This is a genomic window from Vibrio harveyi, assembly GCF_030060435.1.
Classification (GTDB): Bacteria; Pseudomonadota; Gammaproteobacteria; order Enterobacterales; family Vibrionaceae; genus Vibrio; species Vibrio harveyi.
The window spans coordinates 1,387,317-1,413,723 of sequence record NZ_CP125876.1 but is presented as its reverse complement, the minus strand read 5'-3'; the positions used below and the strand labels follow the sequence as shown (position 1 = coordinate 1,413,723).

The window sequence follows — 26,407 nt, the reverse complement described above, 5'->3', positions numbered from 1 at the left end:
TCCTCAATTAGTTGTGGCTTAAAACACCACGCCAGCTTGGAAAATCACGTTCGCATACGGTGTGCACTCGCCTGTTCTAACAACAGCGCGACTCTGTTCTGTACGAACTTTAAAATCTTCATGCGATACATAGTTAATCGCGATTTGCTTACCTGTTTGCTCACTCTCTTTGGTTAGTTCAGAGATCAGCGCATCGTGGTGAACTGGGCTAACTGTTGCGAATTCTTCAGCAATGATGACCCCTTCAATTTGGGACTCAGACAGAATCACGCGAACGGTATCAAGGAAACCAGGTACGCCATGAGTCAACGCTAAGTCAATACGTTGTACATGATCAGGAATTGGCAAGCCCGCGTCACAAATGGTGATTTCGTCGGTATGACCCAGCGTCGCCACCAAGTAAGAAATTTCTGAGTTAATTAGGGTACTTTTTTTCATCTCATCGACCTTTCGGTTACACGTTCATACAACTGTGAGTGTCTCTCTTGGACTAATTTCTATATTGACAAAACACTCATCGAAACGTTTCGATGCAATAATAGAACGCCAAGGAGAATTGACCAGTCGCAGATCGATAAGGTGTGAGAATGATCCGTAATTGAGTGCTAACTGATTAAGAAAAAGATATTGAGGTCACACTTCGCCATCGAAACGTTTCGATGACATCTATTGAACGGGAGAGAGACTTCCATTCAATCGGTATTAATCTGAATTCATAAGTCGGACGAATGAGTTGAAGACCTTTTCGCTGGAATAAATCTGTTCAATTTATGAGACGGTGACACCTGTGAACATGAAAAAACCTCACACAGCATCACAAATATCGGAAACCTGACTGACTTTCGAAAAACACACACTTACAATTTCCTCGAATACAAGGAAAGTATCATCATCCGTTCGATACCTCAGGTAGGCACCAATAGGTAATACTCTCAGGTTAGAAGCGTTTGTAGGGACACAAACGGAAAGTAAGAAATACATGAAATTAAGCAACAGAGTCGTTTTGCTTGTCGCCCCTGTCATTCTAATTAGCGCACTGGTGTCGAGTTACATCATCTATAGCATTCAAAAAGTCACGCTAATCAAAAGGGAAGACAGCTATATCCAGCTGCAAATGGAAAAGCTCGCTGGACAGTTTCGCCAAGCCAACATTTTTCTCAACAGTTATGCCTATACCTTGGGTAAAAGCGAGGTACTGCAAGATTATTTTGTAAATCATGATAACCGCTATCGTGAGAGGCAACTGTTCAAACGTTTAGATGAAACCATAGAGGTGCTCAGCCACGGGTACCGAGGGGATGCCAACATGGCGATCCTCGATGGTAGACAAGACCTTCTCTACTACACCGAAAATCAATATTACGAATCAAATGGTCGAGTGGACCCTAAGATCCTTGAGTATGTCGACAAAAGCTATAAAGCCAATGGGGATGTCAGCCATACCGGTTTTATTTACAACAGCAGCGGGCAAAGCATTCTATTGCAATATGAGTTGTTTGATAAACGTACCGGAGAACCCCCGTTAAGCTTTGACCCACAAAACGTTTTCTTTGTTATCGTGTCTGTGTCACTCGAAGCGTTCAATGACATCAAACATGAGATCGAATTTGATACGCACAGCGTGATTACCTTTTCTGACAAGCCGATTATCTTAGATATTCCCCTCGCCCAGACGATTGAACTTCTACCCCATTTCTATGCCATTTTATCGCCAGCAGAATATCTGATGTGGAATAAGGTCGATAAGGTCTGGCTAGAACTGGCATTGTCGTTTGGCATTGCCTCGTTTTGTACCATCACATTAATTGTCTTGGTGCTGTATCGTTACGTACTTAGCCCGGTATCCCACTTAGACAAACAGCTTAGAGAAATTGAGTCCAACAAGCGTGCTAACATTGAAAAACTAGACACTGATGACGAGATTGGCCGCCTTTCTTCTCGCTTCTTTGATATGTATGAAGAGCTGAACAACGTCTACCACAAGACCAAGCGTTTGGCAGAAACCGACCACTTAACTCAACTTGCTAATCGTCATCGCTTCCATGAACTTGCAAGCCGTGAACTAGCGGATCCTTCAGATCAGCTTTGGGTAATTTATATTGACCTAGATAACTTCAAATACGTCAACGACAAATACGGTCACGAACTGGGCGATAAGTTGCTGCAAGTCTTCTCCAGACACATCAAAAATGCGTGTCAGAAGTTCACTCAACAATACAATAGCCCATGTTTCGGTGCGCGTTTGTCCGGTGATGAGTTCGCAATCTTACTCAGTTCTAATCAAGAGAATAGCGACATACCCGATCTGTTTGCCGCGGAGTTGCTAAAGCCAATTAACAACTTAACTCAGTCAGCGAAAAACTCATTTCCAGTAACAGCCAGCGTGGGTATCGCTCAATACCCAACAGACGGTGGTGATATCGCCAAGCTCTTATCGAGTGCAGACGCAGCAATGTACCAAGCTAAGCGTGCTGGTAAAAACCAATACGCTTACTATTCTGCAGCACTCAATATCGAGGCTCAACGTCGTAGCCAAATTGAACGCGCATTGCGCAAAGCTAACGTTGAAGAAGAGTTTCATCTTGTTTTCCAACCATACATGAACAGTAATGCCAACGAGATAGAAGGCTTGGAAGTCCTATTACGTTGGGAAGCTGAAGGGATCGGTTCAGTACCACCAAAAGAGTTCATTCCTATTGCTGAACAAACCGGTTTGTTCGAAAAGATTGACCGCTGGGTATTCGCGAATGCCATGGCGGAATACCACCAGCTCAAAAATATCTTTGGGAAAGACATTATTTTGTCCATCAACTTATCGTCTGCAGAACTGAACTCACTGTCTATGGCGGAATTCATCCATGATAAGGCATCACAAAATGGTGTTCCTGCGCATTGTATTGAGCTAGAAATTACCGAAACTTTTGCGTCTGATAAACAAGGTACAGCCCTACTCGATGAGCTATCGAAACTAGGTTATAAACTGGCAATAGACGACTTTGGTTCTGGTTATACTTCTTTGACGCAATTAGTGCAGTACCCGGTACAGAAAATCAAATTTGACCGAGAGTTTTTGTTAACCCTGATGAACACCGATAATGGGCATGTCATCAAACCAATTATAGAACTGTGTCATGCACAGAATAAGACCGTTACGGCTGAGGGCATTGAGCATAACGTGATGCACGAGTGGCTTTCTTCTTACCGCTGCGACTTTATGCAGGGCTATTTGTTTGGCAAGCCAATGAACAAAGAGCAACTCGATCATTGGTGGAAATCTGCAAACGATCAGCCGTTCAAAAGTACGCACATCGCTTAGTGGGTGAAGCGAATCTTCAAGAAAAAAGCAGCATTCTAAGTGCTGCTTTTTCGTCTTATTACGGCTTGCAAAAGTTTGCCGAACCTATTTTCAATTACATGCGTTTCAGCATATTCAGAGTAATGTTTGCAGAATTGTCTGCAGTTGCCTTCTTCAGGTCTGAGTAAACAACATCTGCTGAGCCATCCGCTTTATCAGAGATCGTGCGAATCACTACGTAAGGTACATTGAAAGCGTCTGCGACTTGACCTAGCGCTGCGCCTTCCATTTCTACCGCCATCGCGTTGTATTCTTGGTAAATGCCGGTTACCTTCACTTTGCTCGCAATGAATTGGTCACCTGATGCGATAATGCCTCGATAAACACTCTCTTTCCCAAGTGTGTCAACGGCGGCATCGAATGCATACTTTTGCAGTGTTTTATCGGCGTAGAAGTAACGCTCTTCATAATCAGGCAGCAAGCCTTTCGGCATGTTAAATGCGGTTAGGTCCACATCGTGTTGCACCAAACGCGTAGAGACGACTACGTCTAGCGGATCCAATTTCGGATCACTTGCGCCCGCAATACCTGTGAAAATAAGTTGGTCAACACCGAAAGATTCAATCAGAAGGGTTGTCGTCATCGCTGCATTGACTTTACCAACACCCGATTGAGTCACAACGACCGTTTTTCCCTCTAACTCACCCATATAAAAGCGATGGCTACCGATTTTCTTTACTTGTTGATTTTGGATTTTTGGCAATAGCGCTTCAACTTCAACATCCATCGCACCAACGATACCGATGGTAGAACCTGCAACGGAAGGAAGTGAGTACGCAGCAAGCATGAGAGCAAGAGATTTCTTCAACATGGGAGTCCTGAAATGTAATACGTGTCACCAAAGTGTGACGCGACGCAGATTATACAACACATCCCAAATCGAGCAATCGTTTGCATTGGTCAATGCATACTGATTGGCTAAGAAATTCTCAATTAATGAGAAAGACTTAGCCATTTTTGGTTTTCATTGAAGAAGCGACACGCTCTTTTGCGCTAACGGTTGGCATAAAATAGTCACACGCTGGACGTTTTGCATCAGTGGGATGCCCCCATGCACCGCAAATATCTGCGCTACCGTTTTGACGAGTAAACTGGCGGCATTGCCCGCATCGATAGTTCATCACTCTTCCTTGAGTTCGTTGATCTGATTAAGCCTGTTAAGCGAAGTCTCACTTTGAGTCGAGGGCTTTTTCTACCGCTGCTTTCGCGTGGATTTCAGTTGTGTCATAAAGCTTGACGTCAGCGTGCTGAGGTTCAACTAACATCGCGATTTCAGTACAACCCAGAATGACTGCTTCAGCCCCCTGTTCCAAGAGTTTCTCAATAATCGTGAGGTAGTGTTGGCGCGAATCATTACGCACTTCGCCTTTACACAATTCGTTGTAGATAACGTCATGAACAATCGTCTGGTCATCTGAACTGGGTACGACGACATCAACACCAAATTTATCGATAAGTCGCTGCTTATAGAAGTCTTGTTCCATGGTAAAACGCGTACCAAGTAAGCCAACCTTCTTAATGCCATCCATCACCAGCTGCTCTGCGGTCGCATCGGCAATATGAACAAGCGGTACATTAACAGCCTGCTGAATTTGGTCTGCGACTTTGTGCATCGTGTTTGTACAAATCAAAATAAAATCTGCACCGCCCGCTTCCACTGATTTTGCTGCCTGCGCGAGAATGATTGCAGTATCATCCCAACGGCCTTGGTGTTGCAGCGTTTCAATTTCGGCGAAATCGACGCTGTACAAGCAAACTTTACCTGAATGCAAACCACCTAAGCGCGCTTTCACTTCTCGGTTAATAATTTGGTAATAGTTTGCGGTAGACTCCCATGACATGCCACCAATCAGACCTATCGTTTTCATTTTCTTCCTTGTATATTTAGCTTTTGTTCAACTTTTACAGAAACTAGCATAACTTACTGAGAGAAAAGTTTATTTTTGATCAATGTTTTATACCCAAGTAACCTCGAGATGCTAGGTTCAGCGAGAATGACTTGGTTTGTAGACGCGGCGACGATTTAAAGATCTAGTCACTCTAAATCAAGAATCGGCAACAAAGTATACAAGCCAAGACCCTTACTATTTGCAAAGAGTGCCCTTTGGGAGCGTGTCTTTGACTCGCTTTTTTAGTCAAACAAATGGCTGCGTCAAACAACTTGGAAAGAGCTGGCTATTACACGGTGTTGTTTTCTTTGAACTCGAATCAATGACAATGCTCTGAATCCTGCATCTTGAAGTCACTTGGGTATACAATTCATTTAAACTATTTATCAGAAAAACTTTATTTCAAATGTACTCGTCATTTAATCATTAATTAAAAATATTATGATTATCCACAAACATTATTTATTGAGAAGTCATCATTAAATACCGATTTTAATACATGCTTTAATCTTTGATATTCACTTAAAGCTATGCGATCCACTTCTGTAGCAACAGGCGCATTTATTATTGGATACCAATTGACAGATTCTGCTTCTAGGCTCTGAATATCTCCCACCCAATCAGTGACTACATAATAATGAAGCAATTGAAGTTCGGTGGTTGGGTGATATAAAGAACACAAATACCCGCACCTTTGCGGTCTGATGTTTAGTTCCTCGTCTAATTCTCTCAGCAATGTCATGGACTGACTTTCGCCTTGTTCCATGTGCCCACCGGGTATCGCGATCATACCTGGGTCAGAGTCCTTGTCCTTCGATCTTGTTTCTAATAACACTTCATCATCCTTAACTAGGATAAATGAGACACACTCATGAACTTCCATCTTCAATGCCTTCTGCTAACAGTTTTATAGCACGCTAACATAAAAAGTTTGGATGATGTGAATGGTGAACACGAATAACTTAACGATATACAACAATCTAGCTGGCCGTTTGGTTGAATATGCCCCGCAACCCATAGTAGCTATCAATACATTCACCTTTATTCAGTCATGATTTGTTACGACTAGGATCACAGTCTAAAAACTTTTCTCCGAATGACCAGTTAGAAATAAGTTCATTGAATTCAAACAATATTTTTATTAAAAGTATAATTAAACGATGTTTTATTGAGTATCCATCTCAGTAAATATTGGTAAACACAGTTTTATTAATTAGCCAAATCGGCTAGTATTTGTTCTGAAGATTTTTAAAGTCATCAATTAACCTCTCAATATTGATTAAATTCAGTAAGTTAGTTGGATAGTCTTTACCAAATACTAAAAATATTTGAGTAATAGGCGTCGCTACGCATAATAAGCAACATTGGGAATAGAGTTAAATTGATGAGCATGCTGTATTAACGACTGCACGAAGCAATCGCTAAATTTGTTGCACCAAGAGTTTTATTTAGTACAAATGAAAAAGCTATTTTTATTATTGATATGGACATCGCTGGCAGTTTCTCCTTTTGCCTTTGCTCATCATTCAGGCAAAGCGACAGAAACGAAAGCCACTAAACAACTTGTTGAAAAGACATATAAAGAAGCCAAGTTGGAAGGCGTCATTGACTTCAGTTTATTCAATGATGCGTTCTTAGCTTATAAGAAAACCTCAGACCGCAAAAAGCCACTTTTGACCATCATCGATTACAGTAAACCATCTACTGAAAAACGCTTTTATGTGGTCGATTTGGACAAGAAGAAGCTCATTTTTAACACTTATGTCTCTCACGGCGTAAACAGCGGCAAGAAGACTGCAACGAAGTTCTCTAATGTTGTGAACTCTCGTAAGACTTCCCTGGGAACATTTTTAACCGATACCACATACTATGGTTCTAACGGTTATTCACTTCGCTTGGATGGACTGACATCAGGGGTGAACGATAAAGCACGAGAACGTTACATCGTGGTTCATGGTGCGGACTACGCGAACCCTTCTTTTATTAAGAAGAATGGTTATCTTGGTCGCAGTTGGGGTTGCCCCGCTCTGCCACAGAAGCTATCACGAGAAATCATCGACACTATTAAAGGTGGCAGTGTTATCTATGCTAGCGCTTAAGGTTTCTTGACCTAATGTTGAAAAGGGAGCGGATACGCTCCCTTTTTTAATGCGACAAAAAACTGTTCATCCTTTCAGCAAGTCGTTAGTATACGCAAGCGCCACCTTCAGGCAGCAAACGAATATCGATTCCATAGTGTTTTAGGGTTAGTTTTGGTTCACGTATTTCGCCTTTTGCTTTTGTTATCACTCACCCTGTTTTCAGGGCAAATACTTGCAACGCAAAATCAGCAATTCTCAGTAGCCCATTACTCATATTCAGAAAAGCTCGATAAGCTAACCCAACACGATTATCACTCAATAAAAGCGCCTTATCGTGCTTGGAATAGTCGTGACTCTTGGAGTCCAGACGGCTACTTTCGACACCTAAAACGTGATTTACTTGGTTTACTCCATTGTCGCCGCACATCCGCTAACGATGGTGAGTTGCCCCTAAATATTACGCCCGACTATCACCTATTGGTCGCGTTCTTATCTCCATCATTATTGGATATTGCGCTCAAAGCGACGCCTTTACCCGATACTGCCGATGTACTCACACAGACTCGCTCGTACCATCTCGCAGGATGGAAGCAAGCTAATTTACTGTACGTATTTACACACAGTCGCGACACTTAGTTCGCACATTGACTGTACTGACACAATATGGAAACCGTCAGTACCAGCCATGGATGATCTCATCTGAAGACTGAATTAACTCGAGATCCTGATTATGAAAAAAATCGCGACTATTGCCACTTTGGCGCTTATCACTTTATTCACAACAACAGTGCAAGCAGCAAAACCAGAAGAAATGAGCAACAGCGCTCTGATGGAGTGTGCCAATGCATCTAACACCCGAACTGCGGTTCCTGAGCACCGCGCAATGTTTCGTCATTACTTGATGGCAGAACGTGGTTACACATTCAGCCAGCTATCTTCGGCAGAGACCGAATTCAAAGCAAAAGGCATGGATGAGACCAAGATGGAACAGTTCTACAAAGCTGAGTGTAAGGAAGTAGGCGAATACCTTTACAAGAATGGCTACTGATTCACGCTCATTTCAACTTACGTAGAGAACGAAAAAGGCGCGATCATCGCGCCTTTTTTGCTTTTCGAGCTTCAGGTTTATACGACTATGGCAATTGCGGCGTAGTTTTCGATTTACCCCAAGCCTTACGCACCTTCACCAATACAAAGCTCATAATGGCAATGGTCAGTGTGATCACCGGTGCAGCCATCAATCCCATGGTCACAATCTTGTTAAGCTTCTCTGGCAGTAGAGGCAATAATAAGCCTAAACCACACAGCAGCAGCGTCCATAGAATTGCACTCAACCATGCGAAGTAATGGAACTTACTCACGCGATTAACGCGCAAGCCCATCATTAAAGGCAGCAAAGAGCGAACAACAGGAATAAAACGCGCGCAGAACAATGCAATCAAACCATGCTTACCAAGTAACATGTCAACTTGCTCCAAGCGTTTTGCTGGCACTGCATTTACCCACCCCTGCACCTTTGGTAAGCGGTTTAACCATTTACCTTGTAGGTAAGCAGCCCAGCTGCCCATTGCCGCACTCACCACGATCACCAACATGATCATCACTGGGTCTAGTACGCCCACCGCTGCTAAAGTGCCAGAAAGCACAACAACACTGTCACAAGGGAAAGGTGCCGCGGGAATAAAACCACTCTCGAGAAAAATAAGCGCACCCACTACAAAGTAGATAAGCCCTGCACTACCTGGTGCCATCAATGCAGTAAAGTCTTGGTGCCACAAAGCAAACAGCACCTGCGTAATTGAATCAAACATAACAAACTCCTAAACATCACAATCAAATTTCGAAAATTAATGAATAGGAATTACCGCGCATGAATAAAGCGATAGATCAGGTTGGACTCTTGCCCTGCCCCCAGCCGATATTTGGAGTGCGAATAAAAAATTTGAATGACAGGCAACGCTACGTCAGTAAACTCGCGTTTGTTGAAATCCTGCACGTCATTTAACCAACGTGCAGGCAGCACATCGAAATCGTCCGATTCTGGCGATGTATTGGAATGGTTAACGCGGAGTGCGTTGCGGCTGAATAAACTCGCAGCGACTTTACGTGAAGGAGAAAACGGTGCTTTCTCTAGATGTGCCTCACCATCGATCAATGAAGAGGTGTAACTGACGGCGTAGGAGATTTTTGGTGACGGTGAAGCCTGACTCAATCCAAAAGCCATCAGCGTAACAAAGAGTCCTAATACACAGACTAAGTAAGCACGCACAGAATTCACCTAAACCACAACGATACGCTGTTGTAACTCCGTGCGTGCAAATTTGCAATTCAAATTCTTAATCGATAATAAAAAGAGCGTTTTGCAAATGATTGTTGGCGCGATTAGACGATGATTTAACCTTCAATTTACTCTTTACCATACGGGTAGTTTTCAAACATTTTCGCGACTTCTTCCGAGATCAACTCTTCGCGCTTTTCAGTACTCATTGACTCGGTGAGCTTACGGCTAGAAACCCCCTTCCACACCACTTGATTGGCTTTAGTATCGACAAGCTCAACGACCAATTTGCCGTACTTCTTCTCTTTGTAACGCTCAGGACTGGACGTCACCACACCAAAACTGTTCCAACCGTAACCGACACTAAAACTTGAACCAGAAGATACGATCTCCGATTCTTTGATAATATCGTGGTGCACATACAGATCACCGCCGCTTTTCACGCGCGACATTCCTTTTGATTCCAGTTGAGCTGCTAACCCTTGCTCAATGCGACGAGCATCCAAACTGGTTGGGGTATCTGATTGTTCACCAAAATCAAACGTCTTGTAGGATGAGAAATCCGCTTGCTTGTCAACATCAGTGGTTACCGTGGTACAAGCAACCACCGAGATAGCAAACAATGTTGCCAATAAACCTTTCCACATACTCTTTCTCCTCTCTCTATCGCGCCGGTCTCTCGGCAAGTTGTGGTATTCAATCTTACGAACCTGAGAAAATATTGAATCATTTCAACATTTAGTCTTGACCATGAATGCCAAGTGTTCAAATTCAAGACGTAATAGAGACTAAGAACAGAGTAAAACACTGGTTGAGAAAGAGAGTGAAATCGTATTCAGAGCGACATATCGCCAACAGTGCTGTGCGCTTTTTGAACGAATCGGTATTTATTTACTCACTAAGCAACTTATTGAGCAAAAAAGACTTTTCTTTTGCACTCAATCTGGCATATTGAATGAGTCCTATCGATGCGCGGGCATCGTATAATGGCTATTACCTCAGCCTTCCAAGCTGATGATGCGGGTTCGATTCCCGCTGCCCGCTCCAAGCTTTCCCTAAGCTAACTTTTTATCAGTTCCCTAAAATACCCTTTAAACTCGTACTTCATTGCTATCATGCTGTGGCTGTAATCGATCTCTGTATTTGCTACCTCTAACTGCAGGCATAAAAAAGCCCCTGCAGAGTGCAGGGGCGCGTCTTCGTTATTGTGTTCCCCATATCTTTGGGGTTAATCCAACTGAAGTGTCGTGAACGTGTCGTTTTTCAGCCCGCCACCAGCGCGTTTCTTCATGGTGACCTCAACCGATCGCTTCCCTTCATTGATGCGATAACGTATGGCTTGAGCGAGATATTTATCATTTCGCTTCAAGTCCCTAGCATCAATCTTTAACGTACGATTCTGACGATTCACCGTGCAGCGGTAATCCCAATCGTTTTTGCCATTTTTCAAAGCCAGCAAAATACGTTGACCCGATGTTCCCGCTGATTTAATCCCACGAGGCTGCTTATCAATAGCCAGTGCCAACCCTGCTTTACACAACTGCTCTGCACTAAAAGCAGGTGCTGCGTATGCGTACCCAGAGCTGAGCATAGCGGCGGTCATCGTTACAATTGAGAAAACTCGATTAAATGTCATCGTCCGTTCCTTAAAACTTACAAAACACCGTACGCATTAAAACAACATCACCGAACACTGTCAAGCATTAATGGTATGGCGTTTAGTTAATCATTCAGAACAGTTACTCAATTGTATCGGACGGTGGAGCAAACAAGCACCGCCAGCGCTGACGCCAAGACAAATTGGGACGGGTCACCTCTTTGAACATGTCTTTCCATTCTGCAAACGTCACGGTAATAGGATTAAAGCTGTTAACGGGCTTTGAGATGCCATAACGGACAGTTTCTACTTCAGGCTCGAACGTCCCGAACATGCGATCCCAGATAATCAATACACCAGCGTAATTTTTATCAATGTATTGACGATTCACACCATGATGAACTCGGTGATGGGATGGTGTATTGAAGACCCACTCCAAAGGGCCAAGGGAACGAATCGACTGAGTATGAACAAAGAATTGCAGACCCAGATTAAGTAACACAACAAACACCACCCATTTAGGATCAAATCCAATAATGACCAGTGGCAACCAGAATAACCACATACCCGCTAGTGGGTACATTAGGCTTTGGCGAAATGCGGTACTGAAGTTCATACGCTCTGAACTGTGGTGCACCACATGCGCTGCCCACATCCAACGGATACGATGGCTTGCTCGGTGGAACCAATAATAGAAGAAATCTTGCAAGACCATGAGTAACAGGAAGGTAGAAACCGTCATCTCGATATCAAACAAGCGCCAACCAAACCACCACAAATACAGTTTAGCGATCAGCAGTCCTGTTAAGATATCTGTCGCTTGATGAAGCCCAGCCAATACAAAGTTACACACGACTTCTGGCAAGTAATATCGCGCACTCTCAGGTAATCGACCACCACGTTGCCCAAACCAATATTCTGCCGCAATACAAAGAAAGAATATTGGCGCGAGCAACATCAACAATAAATCAGGATGTTCCGTAATCTGTGACCATTCCATAGTCCGTTCCTACCATTTCGCGTAATGATCTTCGGTGAGTCCCACCACCTCATCGAGTTCATGTTTAATGCCATTGTCATCAGTCAAATAACCAGAAAAGTAACCTACAAACTGACGAAAGTTACTCTTCAAAAACCAAAAGTTCTTTTTCTCTGAGCGTTGATTTTTAGGCTTGAAGATCAAGTCGATGCGCTTGTCTTGTGAGGTAATTCGCCATGACGCTTCTTGATGCATGCGAGAAAACTCGAACTGTACGGGGGGCATCAAGTGGCGTTCTCCATCAATCCAAATGACGTTTTCACAATACCCAGTTTCATTCACACCAGCCGCAAGGTTCAGTCCTATCCGTTTGCCTTCCCTTTGGTGATTGATGCTCGCCCATCGCCAACTGGTCTCTCTGCGCATGTAACCAGCAGAGAAATCATACCCAGCGACTGCATTGGTGAGATCTTGTGGCTGCCCTTTCACACTCATTTGACCTTGTATAGCGAGCGCGTTGTGTTTTTGAGTGTAGGTCCAGCCCGAATATGCTGTTGGCGTGCAGAGCATCAAAGGCAAACTTTCTGGCTCAGGCGTTAACCTTAAGTCAGCTTGAATAAGGTCTGTTGAAAGCTGTATATGCCAGAGTCCATTTTCAATGTTGAACTGGATGGTGTCACTAGCGAGATAGGCTTGGCTGTTCCAACTAGAAGGTTGTGTTTGATAGCCCATATTGAGCGGCTTTAGCCACTGCTGCTCAACAAGTTCATGAGTTTCGATATCAAACACATAGCAAAAGCCAGACGCCAAATAGCGAATATCAGCAATCGCAACACCAATGATGTGTTTCTCTGTCACGATCGAGACGAACTGGAACTGCTTATAGTCGAATCGCTTTCGCCAACTCGATGCAGGCTGGTCCATCTCATTAAGATACTGAAACGCATCCAACTGAAGCGATTCGGGAATCGATGCTAAATGACCAAATTGAGGTAATCCATTCGCTTGAATAAAGGGATTCAAAGGCGTTTGCACATCCATGCTCGCTATTAATCAATGATACACCATTCGATATTAACATTAATTTAACAACAAACAGTTTGCGCCACTGCACAACATTGATTCACATACCGACTTAAAATGAACCAAAATGTGAAACCAGTCACCCATATTCAAACTATTAAACGGTTAATTAGAGCTTTATACCCAAGTAACCTCGAGATGCTAGGTTCAGCGAGACTGACTTGGTTTGTAGACGCGGCGGCGATTTAAAGGTTTAGTGGGTCTAAATCAAGAATCGGCAACAAAGTATACAAGCCAAGGCAGCTCGCCCTTTGGGAGCGTGTCATTGACCCGATTGCTGCGTCAAACAACTTGGAAAGAGCTGGCTATTACACTGCGTTGTTTTCCTTGCTCTCGAATCAATGACAACACTCTGAATCCTGCATCTTGAAGTCACTTGGGTATAACTTAGGTTACACAACAAGCAAGATTATGAGAGCTTCACCTCACTAACGCTTTTAATGGCTCATTCTCCTAATCCAATAACTCTGTCACGACGTCGGTCTTTACAGAGTTAGCGATAAAGCAGTTTTCATGTGCCATATGATGCATTTTTTCTAACTGTTCACGTGTCGGCTGTTTGTCTCCTGAAAAGACAATGTTTGGTCTAAGTGTCACTTTTGAAACCCACTCTTTACCATTTTCTCCCGTTGTAAGTTCGCCCACCGCTTCATCTACGTAGGAGTCGATCACATAACGGCGTTTAGCAGCAATAGAGAGAAAGACCAGCATATGACAGCTTGAAAGTGCCGCAATAAACGCTTCTTCTGGGTCCACATTCTCAGCTACAGATAAAGGCAATGGAACAACATGAGGAGATGGCGAAGCAGGAACACAAAGCCCACCATCAAACTGCCAAACGTGCGCTCGGCTGTATTGATTATCACTGAAAATTTCGTCGGTTTGACGTTGCCATTTAATCACTGCGGTATGTTGACTCATTGCAATTCCCTGCCCTGTCGTTGCGCACTCCAAAAGGAGATGATTTCAAAAGAGAGCTAAGTAGACCACAACCTAGGGCTTACTCCCACTCACAAGGCAGAAAATGCGGGTATAGAGCGATCAAATCACTTGGTTTGAATCTGTTTGTTGCTTTCGGCAACGATCAATCAAGCGCTGCCCTTGATGAATATTAACTTGCAGTCGGTTGATCAACTTTTGCAGTTGTTCAATATCAGGAATCTGCTTGTTCTTAACTTGAGTTTCGATTTCTAGCGCCTGATTCGCCAGTGTGTCTAACCCAAGATTCAACGCCATCCCTTTGGTGGTGTGCAAGGTGCTGTAAAGTGACAATAAGTCTTCTGCCATGAAATACTCAATCAACTCATCAACCGATTTTTCGAAATCATTCACTATGCTTTCAAGCAGATCTAACAGTGCATCAGGCTCCTCTTTGAGCATTTCTACCGTCTCAGAATGAGTCAGCTCTTCTTCTGTCAGTCTCAGCCTCTCAATTGGTTCACGATGTAACTCAACCACGTTTTCAGCTTGATCCGATACGTCATTTTGCACTGGTAAACGAGAGGCAAACTGCTTGAGCGCATCAGCAAAGCTCTCTCGCTGCAATGGTTTGGTCAGTACATGGTCAGCACCCGCGTCGATAAAGTTATCGTGCGCTTCTCTAAACACATCGGCGGTGTAAGCAAACAATAAGGTCTTCACACCAATCTTCTCTCGGATAAATCGCGTCGCCTCAACCCCATTCATCTCCGGCATGTGATTGTCCATCAGTATCAAGTCATATTGGTTCTCTTGCGCTTTCTTAGTCGCAATCAAACCATTCTCAGCAATCTCGACCGTATGCCCTAACTTTTCGCAGAAACCTTTCGCCACAATCGCTTTCACACGGTTGTCTTCGGCAAGGAGAATGTGCAGATTGCGTTTATTCTCCTGCTGTTGCTCAGCTTTGGTGTTTGGCATTGCCGGCTGTTCTTTCTCTACCCAAGGGATAGGAAGATCCACTAAAAACTGAGTCCCAATGCTCTCAACACTCTTGAGCTTAATCTCTCCACTCATCAATTCAGTGAGCTTTTTGACAATCGCGAGACCAAGCCCTGTACCTCCAAACTTACGCGTGGTAGAGGTATCAGCCTGTTCGAACGAGTTAAAAATGCGACCTTGTTTATCTTCCGGAATACCAATACCAGTGTCGTTCACCGAGAGGAGAAGACGTTTTCTCTGTTCACCAAGCTCAGCGCGGATCAATACATGCCCATCCCCCGTAAACTTCACGGCATTGCCTGCGAGATTGAACAAGATCTGTCGAATACGCGCGCAGTCACCGTTAAACTCAATGTTTTCTGGCACTTCGTTCTCGACGTAAAGCTGAATGTTTTTCTCTTCGATTAAAGGCTGAATCGCACTACAAACTGGGGTTAGCACTTGAGGTAAATTGAATGGTGCGGCTTCTAGTTCCAACTTGTTCTCTTCAACTTTAGAAAAGTCCAAAATGTCATTGAGAATCGTCATGAGGTGTTGACCAGAGTCCAAGATCACTTTTACATGCTCTTTGGTTGTCTTTTCTTGAGTTTCGCTGGCGATGATTTGCGAAATGCCCAATACACCATTCATTGGCGTTCTTAACTCATGGCTCATGGTTGCTAAGAATTGTGACTTGGCTTTTGCCGCACGTTCCGCCTTTTCTGTCGCTTCAGTTAATTCGTCATTGAGATGTTTGAGCTTATTCACACGATGTTGAGTTTGCAGCACAAATACGGTTACCAATAAGATGATGGACAAAAGAACAAACACCCATGTGAGTCGAGCTTCACGCTGTGCGATCTCAAGTAACTGGTGTTCAGAATACTCAACAAACTCAAAATAATGGCTTTCTAAAATCTTGTTAGTAAGCAACTCTATCTTTCGCTCACTTTGGCGCAGTCGATTCAAGAACAATGAGATGTTTTGACTTTGAGGATTATCGCCTTGTAATGCGGCATTGGTTAGAAAGTTAAAATAGTGCTTCTCTAACCAAGAGTCATCATTTTGCGCCGCAAACTGACGTTGATAAATATTGTGTAGAGTGAGTGACTCGTACTGGTTTGCAACTTGAACACCAATTAACATGTCCAGGGTTTGCGTCGCATCGCGAACCTTACCATCAAATTGAGCTACGATATTTTTTACACGATTTTTCGTAGGCGTAAATTCAAACCAAATTGACTGTTTGAAAACCGTACATAGATTCTCGGCGGCAAGTTCAAGCTCAACCAAACTTTCGGTAATTTCGTACGTTTTTCTCTCTTCCATTGAATAGCGATTGACGACTCTGTCTCGGGCTTCTATCAAATGGTGACCAATTTCAGAAAGCGATGCGTGCAACCCTTGAGTATTTTTTGAATTCACATGGCTCATGCACGCTAACACCGCCATTACGGCAATAACGACGAATAAGGCGGCGTTCACTAAACGGAATTTATTCATTTTCAAACACCTCCAAAATTGCAGGTCTTGGGGCGCTCAAGGTCTTAAGGAAGGCTTCGATATCTGCCACGTTATCGTCGCTCATCGTTACACCCAATTGAGTCTGCGACATGATTTGTATGGCATCCGATAACTTATCAATTTGCCCATTGTGAAAGTAAGGGCTGGTTTGTCCTACATTCCGTAAGCTTGCCACTCGAAAGTAGAACTTGTCTTCTCCATCAGAGGTTCTTAAATGCCGTCCTGTGTCGAGGTTGTCATCAGGTACTTGAAAATAACCAAACCGTTGAATCATCGCTCCGCCAATATTTCGTCCTTGATGACATTGAACACAACCCACTTGCTGAAAAGTCTCCCAGCCTCGTATTGCCTGTTCATTCATGGCATCCGTCTCACCAAGCAAATAAGCATCAAATGGAGAACTTGGCGTCTGGAGCCCTTTAACAAACTCCACAATTGCACGCTTAATGTTGTTCACATCAATACTTCGGTTATCCGCTTGCTTAAAAAGCACCTGATATGACGGGTTGGTCTGAACATATTTTTCTATCTCTTCCCAATTAGAGTCCATCTCCAATGGGTTTTGAACTGGACCATCGATCTGAGCCATCAGCGAGTTTGCTGTACCATCCCATAGAAATCGATAATTTAAGGCGGCATTAAAAACGGAGATTGAATTGCGAGTGCCAACGCCATGCACCCCAGTAGAAACAGGCGTCAATTCTGCACCATTCGTCGAGAGATCATGGCAAGTCTCACAACTGATCGTGCCATTAGATGAAAGCTTTGGGTCTCGGAACAAGTGCCAACCAACTCGAGCTAGATCCATGTCGATCGTAGGTTTGCCATCAATTGGTTGCACCAACTGAAAATTCACTTCGTCATCATGCGTAGTACCAGCAATAGCGAAAGCGCAAAAACCTATCATCAAACATCCACATAACCCTTTTGTGGTAAGCCTTTTGTTCATAGTTCTGGGTATCCTTACCTAACTTCTTAATATGAACTTAGTTGCTTTTGACTTTTTTTCCATTACTGCCCGTATGGATATTGAGCACCCTCCCATAACTTATTGATTAATCGTGCGCAAGTTTGCACAAATCCCCCTCTTTAATATCAAGCGGAACTTGTCGACAGGACAAACATCCTTGATTGGCGGAAAGTGGCGAAAAGCTATACGATTCCGCCCCCTTTTTTGGATTCCGTCCTTGGCTGGAAATTTGAACCTAGTGAAACTTTTCGCTTTCATCACCGCATTACTTACTACTCTTTCATTCAACGCCTTTGCTCAAGACTTTCTGAGCTTTGAAGAGAGAGAGTTTCTAAACAACAAAGAATCACTAAAAGTCGGTGTTCTCGAAGGTGACTGGCTACCCTATTGGGGAGACCTAGCATCAAAAGAAGGCATCAACATCGAATACGCGGAATCTATGTTGCACGACTTGCATGTTGGTGCTGAGTACGTGCCATATAAAAGCCTCAACACTTTATTTGATGGCTTGGAAAGCGGCGAAATCGACTTAACCGTCGGCTTTGTTGCGACTCAAAAACGTGCGCAACGCTTTCTGTATTCTCAACCTATTTTCAATACGCTAAGACTGATATGGCTTCGAGATGACAGCCTCGCAGACAAACCTCTTGATGAGCTGAAATGGGTTTGTGTTAAAGATTCCAGCGCGTGCGACCAAGTTCACGCTCTGGGGTTCAAACACGTTCATGCTGTTAAGAACAACTTAATGATGACAGCATCACTCAACAGTGGCGCTGCTGATGCTGCTGTCGTGGGTCTCTCTACACTGAGTTCTTACGGCTTTAAAAATCCGAATGGTGAACTTGTTGGTAAGGTGGTTTACAACCGATCTCTTAAACCGGGAGAGGTCACGGTGTTTACTGGCAAGAACTCACCAAAGCTGATGAGCATCATCGACAAGTACATTAAACACTCGAAAGAGTCTAAACATAGTCGTTTACACATTGAAGCCAACATCAACATTCTTCACAACGAGTTGATGTTGGATATTTTGAAGCAGCAACAAGGGCACAAAACAGTTCGTTATACGATTCAAGATAACGTATACCCATTGTCTTACCTCGACCGAGAAACAGGTGAGCTAAAAGGCTATGTCCATGACTTATTAAAGCTTATGGAACAAAAGAGCATGATCAAATTCGAATACGTGCCAACAAATGGGCGTGATGTCGATTTGATGCTTCAAGAAAAGATGGTCGATTTACTGCCTGCAAGAAACATCAACCTAACAGATAAAAAGCGCTTTATTACCACTCGCACACTTGGGTTCCTTCAATATGGTTTTATTGAGTCACTCAACGAACGAGCGAAGAAATCCGTCGCGATTCTGGATCGTTCAGGGAACTTCTACCCTCATTTTCTCGAGCATCCAGAATATGAGTTTGCTGCGGTCTATAGAGAGTTTGACTGTTTGATGAAAGCGTTTGAAGACGGTGACATTTCTCACGCATTCGTCAACCAAAGCCTGATTGACAATCATTACTACGGTGGTCAAGGGGTGAAGTTTAAGCCAGCGACACCACCCAACGATATGCAGTTGAAAATCAAATTGGGTATGGAGTTAAGAAAAGACTCGGAGTTTCTGCGCAGAGTACTAAACACGGTACTTAAGATCACGACCGACGCTGAACTAAAACAGTTAATGGATCGCCACAATAAAGTAACGGTTCAATACGGTGTCGACAAAGAAACCGTCGTCATTTGGGCGTTGGGCGGCGTCTGCCTTTTGTTGGTTGCAGTACTGATTTACATCGTTAGAACCGGACATCTGACTCGAACCATCAAACGCAAAGAATACGAAACTCAGATTCGCCAAAAACAAAACAAGTGGTTGTCGTCCGTACTGGATCAACTGCCCAATAAAATTCTGATATCGGATGACAATAACAAGCAGATTCTGGCAAACAAGCCGTTTATTAACATGCTTTCGCGCTGCAATGTCGATAAGAGCATTCCAGATGATGAACGAGAGCAAGTGCTCAAGTTGACCCGAGAGTGCGTAAACACAGATTCAGAAAGCTCAGAAACGTCTTTATGCTCTTTGGGAGACAAACACTACCGCGTTCGTAAGCAGACCCTACTCCACCCGGAAGAAGGGGCTCAATATTGCATGACGGTATTTGATGACATCAGTGAACTTAAACAGAAAGAAACCGCACTGAAAGCATCCAACTTAAAGGCAATGCAAGCGATCGAGGCTCGCGAGCATTTTCTAGCCGTGGTTAGTCACGAACTCCGCACCCCAATCGCTGCAATGTTGGGCTTAATGGAGTTGTTAGAACAAGATTTAGAACGTTCAGAAAGCAAAGAGCTGCTGAAAAGCGCAATGCAATCTGCAGAGCGATTACAGCTGCACGTCAATGACATTCTAGATTTTTCGAAGATTGATGCGAACCAGCTTCAGTTGGATGTTCATGCAGGCAATGTTTATCAAGAGCTTGGTTCAACACTAAGAAGCTTTGAGAAAGCCATAGAGCAAAAATCGTTAACGTTTGAGTTGAACTGGACTCCGACGCCGCATGCGTTGGTGGTTCTTGATTGGTTGCGAGTCAACCAGATCATCAATAACTTATTGAGCAATGCCGTTAAGTTCACCGAACACGGTAAAGTCATTGTGAGCGTCCATGTCAGCAAAAATCAGCTTGAATTTAGTGTACAAGACACCGGGTGCGGCATGAGCACGGCGCAATTGGCTGCTCTTTTCCAACCTTTTGTCCAAGGGGATAAAAGTATCAGTCGCCGCTTTGGGGGAACTGGGCTTGGTATGTCTATCGTCAAAAGCTTGGTCGACATCATGGAGGGCAGCATTAAGGTTGAAAGCCAAAAAGAGCAAGGCACAACCATCAAGGTGCAACTTCCGATGACCAGTCAACCGCTTGATTTGACTGCTTTGGTTCCGGTTTATACTGAAAGCAAACAAGTCCAGCGTTGGCTGAATACATGGCAAGTCACGCTAGATGAATTTGAGAGCAAGCATCATGTTGTCGAGGTAGATCCGCATTACTCTAATGTGTATCCCGATTTGATTTTGCAGAAATTGAACTGTAATACGACCACGCAAAGCCCTTTGGAACTAACAGAAGCGTATCATTGGGATGGTCGCGTATTGGTCGTCGATGATGATGCTATCAATCGACTGCTATTTAAGCGTCAGTTTGAAAAACTGGGGGTTAATTGCCAGCTTGCAGCCAGTGGCATCGAAGCCATTGAGGTGTTAGAACAAGCGCAAAGCGACAATACGATCACCTCTTTTAGTTTGGTGATTACTGACTGCCACATGCCTGATATGGACGGCTACCAACTGACTAAGGCACTCAAAGCAGATAGTAAGTTTGCCTCTATTCCCGTTGTAGCGTGTACCGCAGAAAACTCACGTAATGTGATTGAAAAAGCGGAACACAATGGCATGGAAACAGTACTGTTTAAGCCATACAACTTGGGCGATCTACAAGCCTTATGCGAGCAATACTTATCGAGAGCGTTTAACAGTGAGCGCCAAGAAGACTGGCTTGAAGACTACAGCTACGAAGAAAAGCTCGAAATGGCACAGGTGATTTGTGAGGCTTTGAGCAACGATATTGCGTTGATTCAGTCTGGAGAAGAAAGCCTCAAGTCCATCGCGCACCGCATCAAAGGATCAGCCGCCGCCCTCAACTTAGTCCAGCTTGGATATGTGGCAATGCAATGTGAGTCTTCAGTAGGCAGTGAGCAAGAAACTCAGGCTCGCACCGCGCTTATTAACGAATTAGAAACCATAGTCAGTACCACACAACAGTGGCTGGAAATGAGTGAGAGCAATTAATTGAATATTTTGATTGTTGAAGACGATCGATTACAAGCAACTAATCTTAAGATTTTGCTCAATCGTCTGTTTGAGGGCACGATTACTATCGTCCATCGAGGTGCTGAAGTCGCGACCATTTGCGAGACTCAGCCTGTCGATCTGATGTTCTGCGATATTGATTTGCCAGACATTAACGGGGTGAACCTGCTGTCCAACCTGGCAGAAAGCGCTCGCCCTAAAGGTGTCGTGATTTTAAGTGCAATGAGCCAAGATGTGGTCGAAATCACCTACAACATGTGTTTGTCTGCGGGTTATGGCTTTGTTCGAGCGTTAACTAAGCCGATCTCTCATCAGCAGTTGAATCAGATCTTTAATGAGTTCAAACAATACACATTGGAAGAACAAGTGGTGTCCTTGCCCATTTTGATAGGTAGGGATGAAATTAGCACTGCTTTTGAGCAAGGTTGGTTTCTCAACTATTACCAACCTCAATACTCCGCGAAAGATAACCGCCTGATCGGCGTCGAAGCATTAGTGCGTTGTCGACATCCACAACACGGCATTATTGCACCTGCACAGTTTATTACTGAGGTTCAGGCTCGTAACGAGTTAGATAAGCTGTTCTGGATTGTATTAGAGAACGCGCTGCAAGACATGTCTCAACTGAAGGTAAATATCAATTTATCGGTAAACATGAATCAAAAGACACTCAAGCAACCTATGAGTGCTCGCTTGTTTGCGTTGTGCGATCAATACCAAATCGCACCTGAACGCATCACGCTTGAACTCACCGAGGATGAAGTATACGACTGCAGCGTCACGTCCTTGGCGAATCTCGCTAACTTACGTTTAACAGGCGTTGGCTTAGCGATTGACGATTTTGGTACGGGTTACTCATCACTCAGCCAACTGGCAACACTGCCATACACCGAGTTGAAAATTGACCGCCAGTTCATCAAAGATGCGTTGACGAACTTCAAAAGCCAGCAGATCACCATATCGAGCCTACATCTAGCTAAGTCTTTGGGGCTTAAGTCAGTGGCAGAGGGTGTGGAAGACACTGAAACGTTAAGTTATTTGCGCGAACTTGGTGTGGAACTGTACCAAGGATTTGTTCGCTGTCGCCCTATTCCCTTTGAGCAGTTGGAAGCTTTGATCTAATTCTAGCCAGTGGCTGTTCATTCGCGGTCACATGGTTCATATGATGAGTCTCTTTGAAATGAATACCAAATCTTTCTCACAGTACAATGTGTTAATCGTCGACGATGCACCTATCGTGGTACTGACATTACGTAACATGCTGACCAAGCTTGGCTTTTCTGACAAACGCATCTTCACCGCTCGCTTAGCCAAGGGGGCGGTTTCCATTGCTCACCAAGAGCGTATCGATCTGATCATTTGTGACTATAACTTCGGTCGAGGTATGAATGGCAAGCAGCTGTTTGAAGAACTAAAACACCTCAAATTACTCAACCATGACACGGTGTTTATTCTAGTGACCGGTGAAAGCTCTGCGACCATCGTACGCGCTATTATCGAGCTAAAACCAGACGAGTACTTACTCAAGCCTTTTAATTCCATTACGCTGCGAGAACGCATCTCAGCAGCGGTGAAACGCAAGAACGTGTTGCAGGCTATCTATCAAGCAGAACTCAACAACGACTCTCACGCCGGTTTAGAAGCATGTGAAGAGCTGATGCCTTTTCATCCCGAGTATTTTTTCATCATTGAGAAGTTCCGCGCTGATTTCTTAACGCGCCTAAAGTTGCATCACGAAGCCAAAATCGTCTACGAACAAGTTATCGAGCGCAAAGACGTTAACTGGGCAAAAATCGGCTTGGCGAACACATTGGTTTCTCTGGGGGAAAACGACGAAGCACAACGCCTAGTGCGTACTCTGCTAGAAGAGTCTCCGAACAACGTAGAAGTACGTGAATGTGCCGCGAACTTCAATATGCTGAACCGCGAAGTGCCGCTAGCTATCAAACACTTGGAGCTAGCAAACAGCTTGGTTGAAGGAAATTCAGAACGTGAACTGGTGATTGTAAACTTATGCCTTGCAGAGCACGATTACCACTCAGCATTGCAGCACTATCATGCGTACATGGATATCAACAAAGATACCTATCGCAACAACACCTTCTCTAAGCTAAATTTGATCCGCAATTTGCTTTACTGCGTGCGAAAATTAGAAGGTCGTGAGGATTTGCTGGCTCAGGCGAAAAACTTGTTTAAGTCGATCACAAGCGGACCTGAAAACAAAGCAATTAAGGACGAATTGGATTTAATTGCCGCGCACATTGCGATTGAGGAAAACCAGTACGTTGCAGCGTTTAAAGTGCTCAGTGATTTGTATCGCCGTAAGCCTTTCGCTCACTTTTATGCACAATTTCACCTCGCTTGGTTATTGCATGAGATGAACTTCGAATCTGAGTTTTCTCAAGCCATCACTTGGTGTTTTGAAAACCTACAAACCGACTCAAGCGATACCATTCTATCGAGTAAAATTGCCCTCGGTCGCTCTTTAGAAACCGACAACGCGGAGCGCCAAGCTTGGATGCAGGAGCAATACAAGAAGATTCGTGCTGCTGAGCAAGATTACCAAGCCTTGATCGATGCCTTAATTGAGCTTCAAGCACGTTGCCCGTTGCTGAGAACGGTGTGTATTAACATCATCAAAGTGCTAACGCGTGCTTTCCCGAGCAACAAATCGTCATTGGAAGTCGAACTGCTAATTAAGCGCTGCGACAACATTGTGAAACAATTGGTTTCTAGTGAAGAGCTTGAGAAAAGCGGCTACGACAAGTTTCTTTTTCTGGCTCAAGATCGATGTCAACAGATGTCTGTGGTGAACACCCCACCTACGCAACCAGAACTGGCAAACTAGGTAGCAAAAAGGGGCACGATGCCCCTTTCATTTCGGATTACAGGTTGAAGAAACGATTAATCCAAGTCACCTCACCGAACGCAATCAAATCGTAGATAGTGAAGAACACTGCACAGATAACGGCAAGCTTCACCAATCGAATCGCAATTAACATCATAACTTCCCACTTACCTTCTTGTTTGAGTGTCGTTGATTCCTCGCAGTTTACTGGTTTTCTTACGATCCACAACGCATGAAAACCCAGATTACGTGAGAAAGTGTGTATCACAGCCTAAGCACCTCCCCCTTGTACATTTGCTTATACATTTGGAGGCAACGGATAAATCCATTCTCTTGTCCACGCGTATCTATACCCAAGTAACCTCGAGATGCTAGGTTCAGCGAGACTGACTTGGTTTGTAGACGCGGCGGCGATTTAAAGGTTTAGTGGGTCTAAATCAAGAATCGACAACAAAGTATACAAGCCAAGGCAGCTCGCCCTTTGGGAGCGTGCCATTGACCCGATTGCTGCGTCAAACAACTTGGAAAGAGCTAGCTATTACACCGCGTTATTTTCCTTGCTCTCGAATCAATGACAACGCTCTGAATCCTGCATCTTGAAGTCACTTGGGTATATACTTTAAATAGCGTTTTCAATAAGTCCCAGTGGTAACACAAGGAGGGCTGTATGAAACAGATACGATTGTGGCTTCTTCCCCTGCTCTTGTTTGCCAGCCAAGCGCTAGCGAGCACCGTTTGGGTATTGCCTGTCAAAGGCGCGATTGGTCCTGCCCTGAGTGATTATCTGTCGCGAGAAATTGAAGAGGCTCAGCAAAACGGCGTTGACCTCATCATCCTAAAAATGGACACACCGGGCGGGCTTGATAGCTCAATGAGAGACATCATTCACGCCATCACTACATCCACTGTCCCTATCGCGACTTGGGTCGGTCCTTCAGGCTCTAGGGCAGCCAGCGCAGGCACCTACATTCTGCTCGCTAGTCATGTCGCCGCCATGGCAGAAGCCACCAATCTAGGCTCAGCTACGCCCGTTTCTCTAGGAGGTGCACCGCAACAGCCTTCTAGTGCCGACGACAAAGACAATGACGAATCGAATGATGAATCATCAGGCAAAAACTCCGACGAAGTACCTGCCAAAACCGCAATGGAAAAGAAAGTCATCAATGACGCCAGAGCATATATCAAAGGCTTGGCTCGCTTGCATGGCAGAAACGCAGAGTGGGCAGAGAAAGCCGTCAGCGAAGCTGCAAACATAGACGCTTCAGAAGCGTTAGAGTTAAACGTTATTGATTACATCGCTAATTCACCCGAAGACTTGGTCACTACCATCAATGGCACAGAGGTCAAAGTAAACGGCAAACCGTATAAGCTGGTGTTAGATAACCCAACGTGGGTGGAACGCGTCCCAGACTGGCGTGCAGAAATGTTGGCGGTGATCACCAACCCCAACGTAGCTTATATCCTGATGCTGATTGGTATTTACGGACTGTTATTAGAGTTCTACAACCCTGGTATCGGCTTACCAGGCGTGCTCGGTGGGATATGCTTGTTACTCGCCATGTATGCCCTACAAATGATGCCAGTGAATTACGTTGGTTTAGGGTTACTGCTGCTCGGTATTGCTCTGATGATTGCCGAAGCCTTTAACCCGAGCTTTGGCATACTCGGCTTAGGTGGTGTCGTTGCGTTTGTTCTCGGCTCGATCTTCCTAATGGACAGCGACATCCCCGGCTTCCAAATCGCTCTGCCATTGATCATTGGTATCGCTATTTTCTCTGTTGGGTTAATCGTGATTACCGTTGGCTTGCTGCTTAAAATTCGCAGCAAAAAAGCCACTACTGGACTAGAAACCTACCCGGGCAAGCTCGCAGTTGTGAGCGATGATTTTGTAGATGGAACGGGGCTTGTCCAGCTGGATGGTGCTTTGTGGCAAGCCAAAGCTGACGCACAGCTCAAACAAGGAGACCACGTCACCGTGGTGACCATAAAAGGGTTGACCCTAACCGTGAAACCCAGTGACCGCCCTAAGGAATAGGAGGCGC

General features: G+C 44.3%; 23 protein-coding genes and 1 tRNA gene. 9 read left to right on the top strand and 15 right to left on the bottom strand.

Annotated elements, in window-relative coordinates:
- Nucleotides 1-18: 18 nt before the first annotated feature.
- The gene (rbsD, locus tag QMY49_RS22895; RefSeq protein WP_009696124.1) at nt 19-438 is read right to left on the bottom strand and encodes a D-ribose pyranase; all 420 of its coding nucleotides are present in this window, start codon (nt 436-438) and stop codon (nt 19-21) included.
- Nucleotides 439-979: 541 nt separating this feature from the next.
- Here rbsD and QMY49_RS22890 point away from each other — a divergent pair.
- The gene (locus QMY49_RS22890; protein ID WP_005452254.1) at nt 980-3,316 is read left to right on the top strand and encodes a putative bifunctional diguanylate cyclase/phosphodiesterase; all 2,337 of its coding nucleotides are present in this window, start codon (nt 980-982) and stop codon (nt 3,314-3,316) included.
- Between the two features lie 94 nt (nt 3,317-3,410).
- On the opposite strand, the gene QMY49_RS22885 is transcribed toward QMY49_RS22890, so the two are convergent.
- From QMY49_RS22885 to QMY49_RS22870, 4 genes are all read right to left on the bottom strand, one after another.
- A complete protein-coding gene (locus QMY49_RS22885; protein WP_005452257.1) occupies nt 3,411-4,166 on the bottom strand; it encodes a 5'-methylthioadenosine/adenosylhomocysteine nucleosidase in 756 nt (251 codons plus the stop codon).
- Nucleotides 4,167-4,302: 136 nt separating this feature from the next.
- Nucleotides 4,303-4,476, bottom strand: coding sequence for a hypothetical protein (locus QMY49_RS22880; protein ID WP_283314560.1), 174 nt, complete (start codon nt 4,474-4,476; stop codon nt 4,303-4,305).
- Nucleotides 4,477-4,524: 48 nt separating this feature from the next.
- Entirely contained in the window at nt 4,525-5,223 is a 699-nt protein-coding gene (locus QMY49_RS22875; protein ID WP_283314559.1) for an aspartate/glutamate racemase family protein, read from the bottom strand.
- A 466-nt stretch (nt 5,224-5,689) separates the two neighbouring features.
- Entirely contained in the window at nt 5,690-6,127 is a 438-nt protein-coding gene (locus tag QMY49_RS22870) for an NUDIX hydrolase (protein WP_050935679.1), read from the bottom strand.
- A 574-nt stretch (nt 6,128-6,701) separates the two neighbouring features.
- Here QMY49_RS22870 and QMY49_RS22865 point away from each other — a divergent pair.
- From QMY49_RS22865 to QMY49_RS22855, 3 genes are all read left to right on the top strand, one after another.
- Complete coding sequence (locus tag QMY49_RS22865) at nt 6,702-7,343, top strand: murein L,D-transpeptidase catalytic domain family protein (RefSeq protein ID WP_005452264.1); 642 nt, start codon at nt 6,702-6,704, stop codon at nt 7,341-7,343.
- 210 nt (nt 7,344-7,553) lie between these two features.
- Entirely contained in the window at nt 7,554-7,961 is a 408-nt protein-coding gene (locus QMY49_RS22860) for a hypothetical protein (RefSeq protein WP_346742802.1), read from the top strand.
- A gap of 94 nt (nt 7,962-8,055) precedes the next feature.
- Nucleotides 8,056-8,373: a hypothetical protein gene (locus tag QMY49_RS22855; protein WP_050910282.1), complete on the top strand. Its 318-nt coding sequence runs from the start codon at nt 8,056-8,058 to the stop codon at nt 8,371-8,373.
- Between the two features lie 85 nt (nt 8,374-8,458).
- Here the strand turns inward: QMY49_RS22855 and QMY49_RS22850 are convergent, their stop codons facing one another.
- The 3 genes from QMY49_RS22850 to QMY49_RS22840 form a co-directional block, all read right to left on the bottom strand.
- The gene (locus QMY49_RS22850; RefSeq protein WP_005431873.1) at nt 8,459-9,136 is read right to left on the bottom strand and encodes a DedA family protein; all 678 of its coding nucleotides are present in this window, start codon (nt 9,134-9,136) and stop codon (nt 8,459-8,461) included.
- Between the two features lie 50 nt (nt 9,137-9,186).
- The gene (locus QMY49_RS22845) at nt 9,187-9,594 is read right to left on the bottom strand and encodes a hypothetical protein (protein WP_047476029.1); all 408 of its coding nucleotides are present in this window, start codon (nt 9,592-9,594) and stop codon (nt 9,187-9,189) included.
- Nucleotides 9,595-9,731: 137 nt separating this feature from the next.
- Nucleotides 9,732-10,250: a DUF4136 domain-containing protein gene (locus QMY49_RS22840; protein ID WP_050939553.1), complete on the bottom strand. Its 519-nt coding sequence runs from the start codon at nt 10,248-10,250 to the stop codon at nt 9,732-9,734.
- A 325-nt stretch (nt 10,251-10,575) separates the two neighbouring features.
- Between QMY49_RS22840 and QMY49_RS22835 the strand changes: the two genes are divergently transcribed.
- Nucleotides 10,576-10,650, top strand: a tRNA-Gly gene (locus tag QMY49_RS22835).
- A 181-nt stretch (nt 10,651-10,831) separates the two neighbouring features.
- On the opposite strand, the gene QMY49_RS22830 is transcribed toward QMY49_RS22835, so the two are convergent.
- From QMY49_RS22830 to QMY49_RS22805, 6 genes are all read right to left on the bottom strand, one after another.
- Nucleotides 10,832-11,239 (bottom strand): hypothetical protein, encoded by a 408-nt coding sequence (locus tag QMY49_RS22830; RefSeq protein ID WP_283314546.1) that lies wholly within the window; start codon nt 11,237-11,239, stop codon nt 10,832-10,834.
- Nucleotides 11,240-11,342: 103 nt separating this feature from the next.
- Nucleotides 11,343-12,200 carry a sterol desaturase family protein gene (locus QMY49_RS22825; RefSeq protein ID WP_005452272.1) on the bottom strand — a complete coding sequence of 286 codons (858 nt, stop codon included), beginning with the start codon at nt 12,198-12,200 and terminating at the stop codon, nt 11,343-11,345.
- A gap of 9 nt (nt 12,201-12,209) precedes the next feature.
- The gene (locus QMY49_RS22820) at nt 12,210-13,220 is read right to left on the bottom strand and encodes a DUF2804 domain-containing protein (protein ID WP_283314543.1); all 1,011 of its coding nucleotides are present in this window, start codon (nt 13,218-13,220) and stop codon (nt 12,210-12,212) included.
- A 495-nt stretch (nt 13,221-13,715) separates the two neighbouring features.
- Complete coding sequence (locus QMY49_RS22815) at nt 13,716-14,183, bottom strand: OsmC family protein (RefSeq protein ID WP_005452274.1); 468 nt, start codon at nt 14,181-14,183, stop codon at nt 13,716-13,718.
- 120 nt (nt 14,184-14,303) lie between these two features.
- Nucleotides 14,304-16,664 (bottom strand): ATP-binding protein, encoded by a 2,361-nt coding sequence (locus QMY49_RS22810; protein ID WP_283314540.1) that lies wholly within the window; start codon nt 16,662-16,664, stop codon nt 14,304-14,306.
- Nucleotides 16,657-17,634 (bottom strand): cytochrome-c peroxidase, encoded by a 978-nt coding sequence (locus QMY49_RS22805; protein ID WP_049537732.1) that lies wholly within the window; start codon nt 17,632-17,634, stop codon nt 16,657-16,659. The genes QMY49_RS22810 and QMY49_RS22805 overlap by 8 nt, the downstream gene beginning before the upstream one ends.
- A 259-nt stretch (nt 17,635-17,893) precedes the next feature.
- Here QMY49_RS22805 and QMY49_RS22800 point away from each other — a divergent pair, with 259 nt between their 5' ends.
- The 3 genes from QMY49_RS22800 to QMY49_RS22790 are packed head-to-tail and all read left to right on the top strand — an operon-like array spanning nt 17,894 to nt 24,365.
- Nucleotides 17,894-21,496, top strand: coding sequence for an ATP-binding protein (locus tag QMY49_RS22800; RefSeq protein ID WP_283314534.1), 3,603 nt, complete (start codon nt 17,894-17,896; stop codon nt 21,494-21,496).
- The gene (locus tag QMY49_RS22795; protein ID WP_283314531.1) at nt 21,497-22,639 is read left to right on the top strand and encodes an EAL domain-containing response regulator; all 1,143 of its coding nucleotides are present in this window, start codon (nt 21,497-21,499) and stop codon (nt 22,637-22,639) included.
- Nucleotides 22,640-22,697: 58 nt separating this feature from the next.
- A complete protein-coding gene (locus QMY49_RS22790) occupies nt 22,698-24,365 on the top strand; it encodes a response regulator (protein WP_192811931.1) in 1,668 nt (555 codons plus the stop codon).
- A gap of 37 nt (nt 24,366-24,402) precedes the next feature.
- Here the strand turns inward: QMY49_RS22790 and QMY49_RS22785 are convergent, their stop codons facing one another.
- The gene (locus QMY49_RS22785; protein WP_005452285.1) at nt 24,403-24,633 is read right to left on the bottom strand and encodes a hypothetical protein; all 231 of its coding nucleotides are present in this window, start codon (nt 24,631-24,633) and stop codon (nt 24,403-24,405) included.
- A 399-nt stretch (nt 24,634-25,032) separates the two neighbouring features.
- Here QMY49_RS22785 and QMY49_RS22780 point away from each other — a divergent pair, with 399 nt between their 5' ends.
- The gene (locus QMY49_RS22780; protein ID WP_005452286.1) at nt 25,033-26,400 is read left to right on the top strand and encodes an NfeD family protein; all 1,368 of its coding nucleotides are present in this window, start codon (nt 25,033-25,035) and stop codon (nt 26,398-26,400) included.
- Nucleotides 26,401-26,407 lie beyond the last annotated feature (7 nt).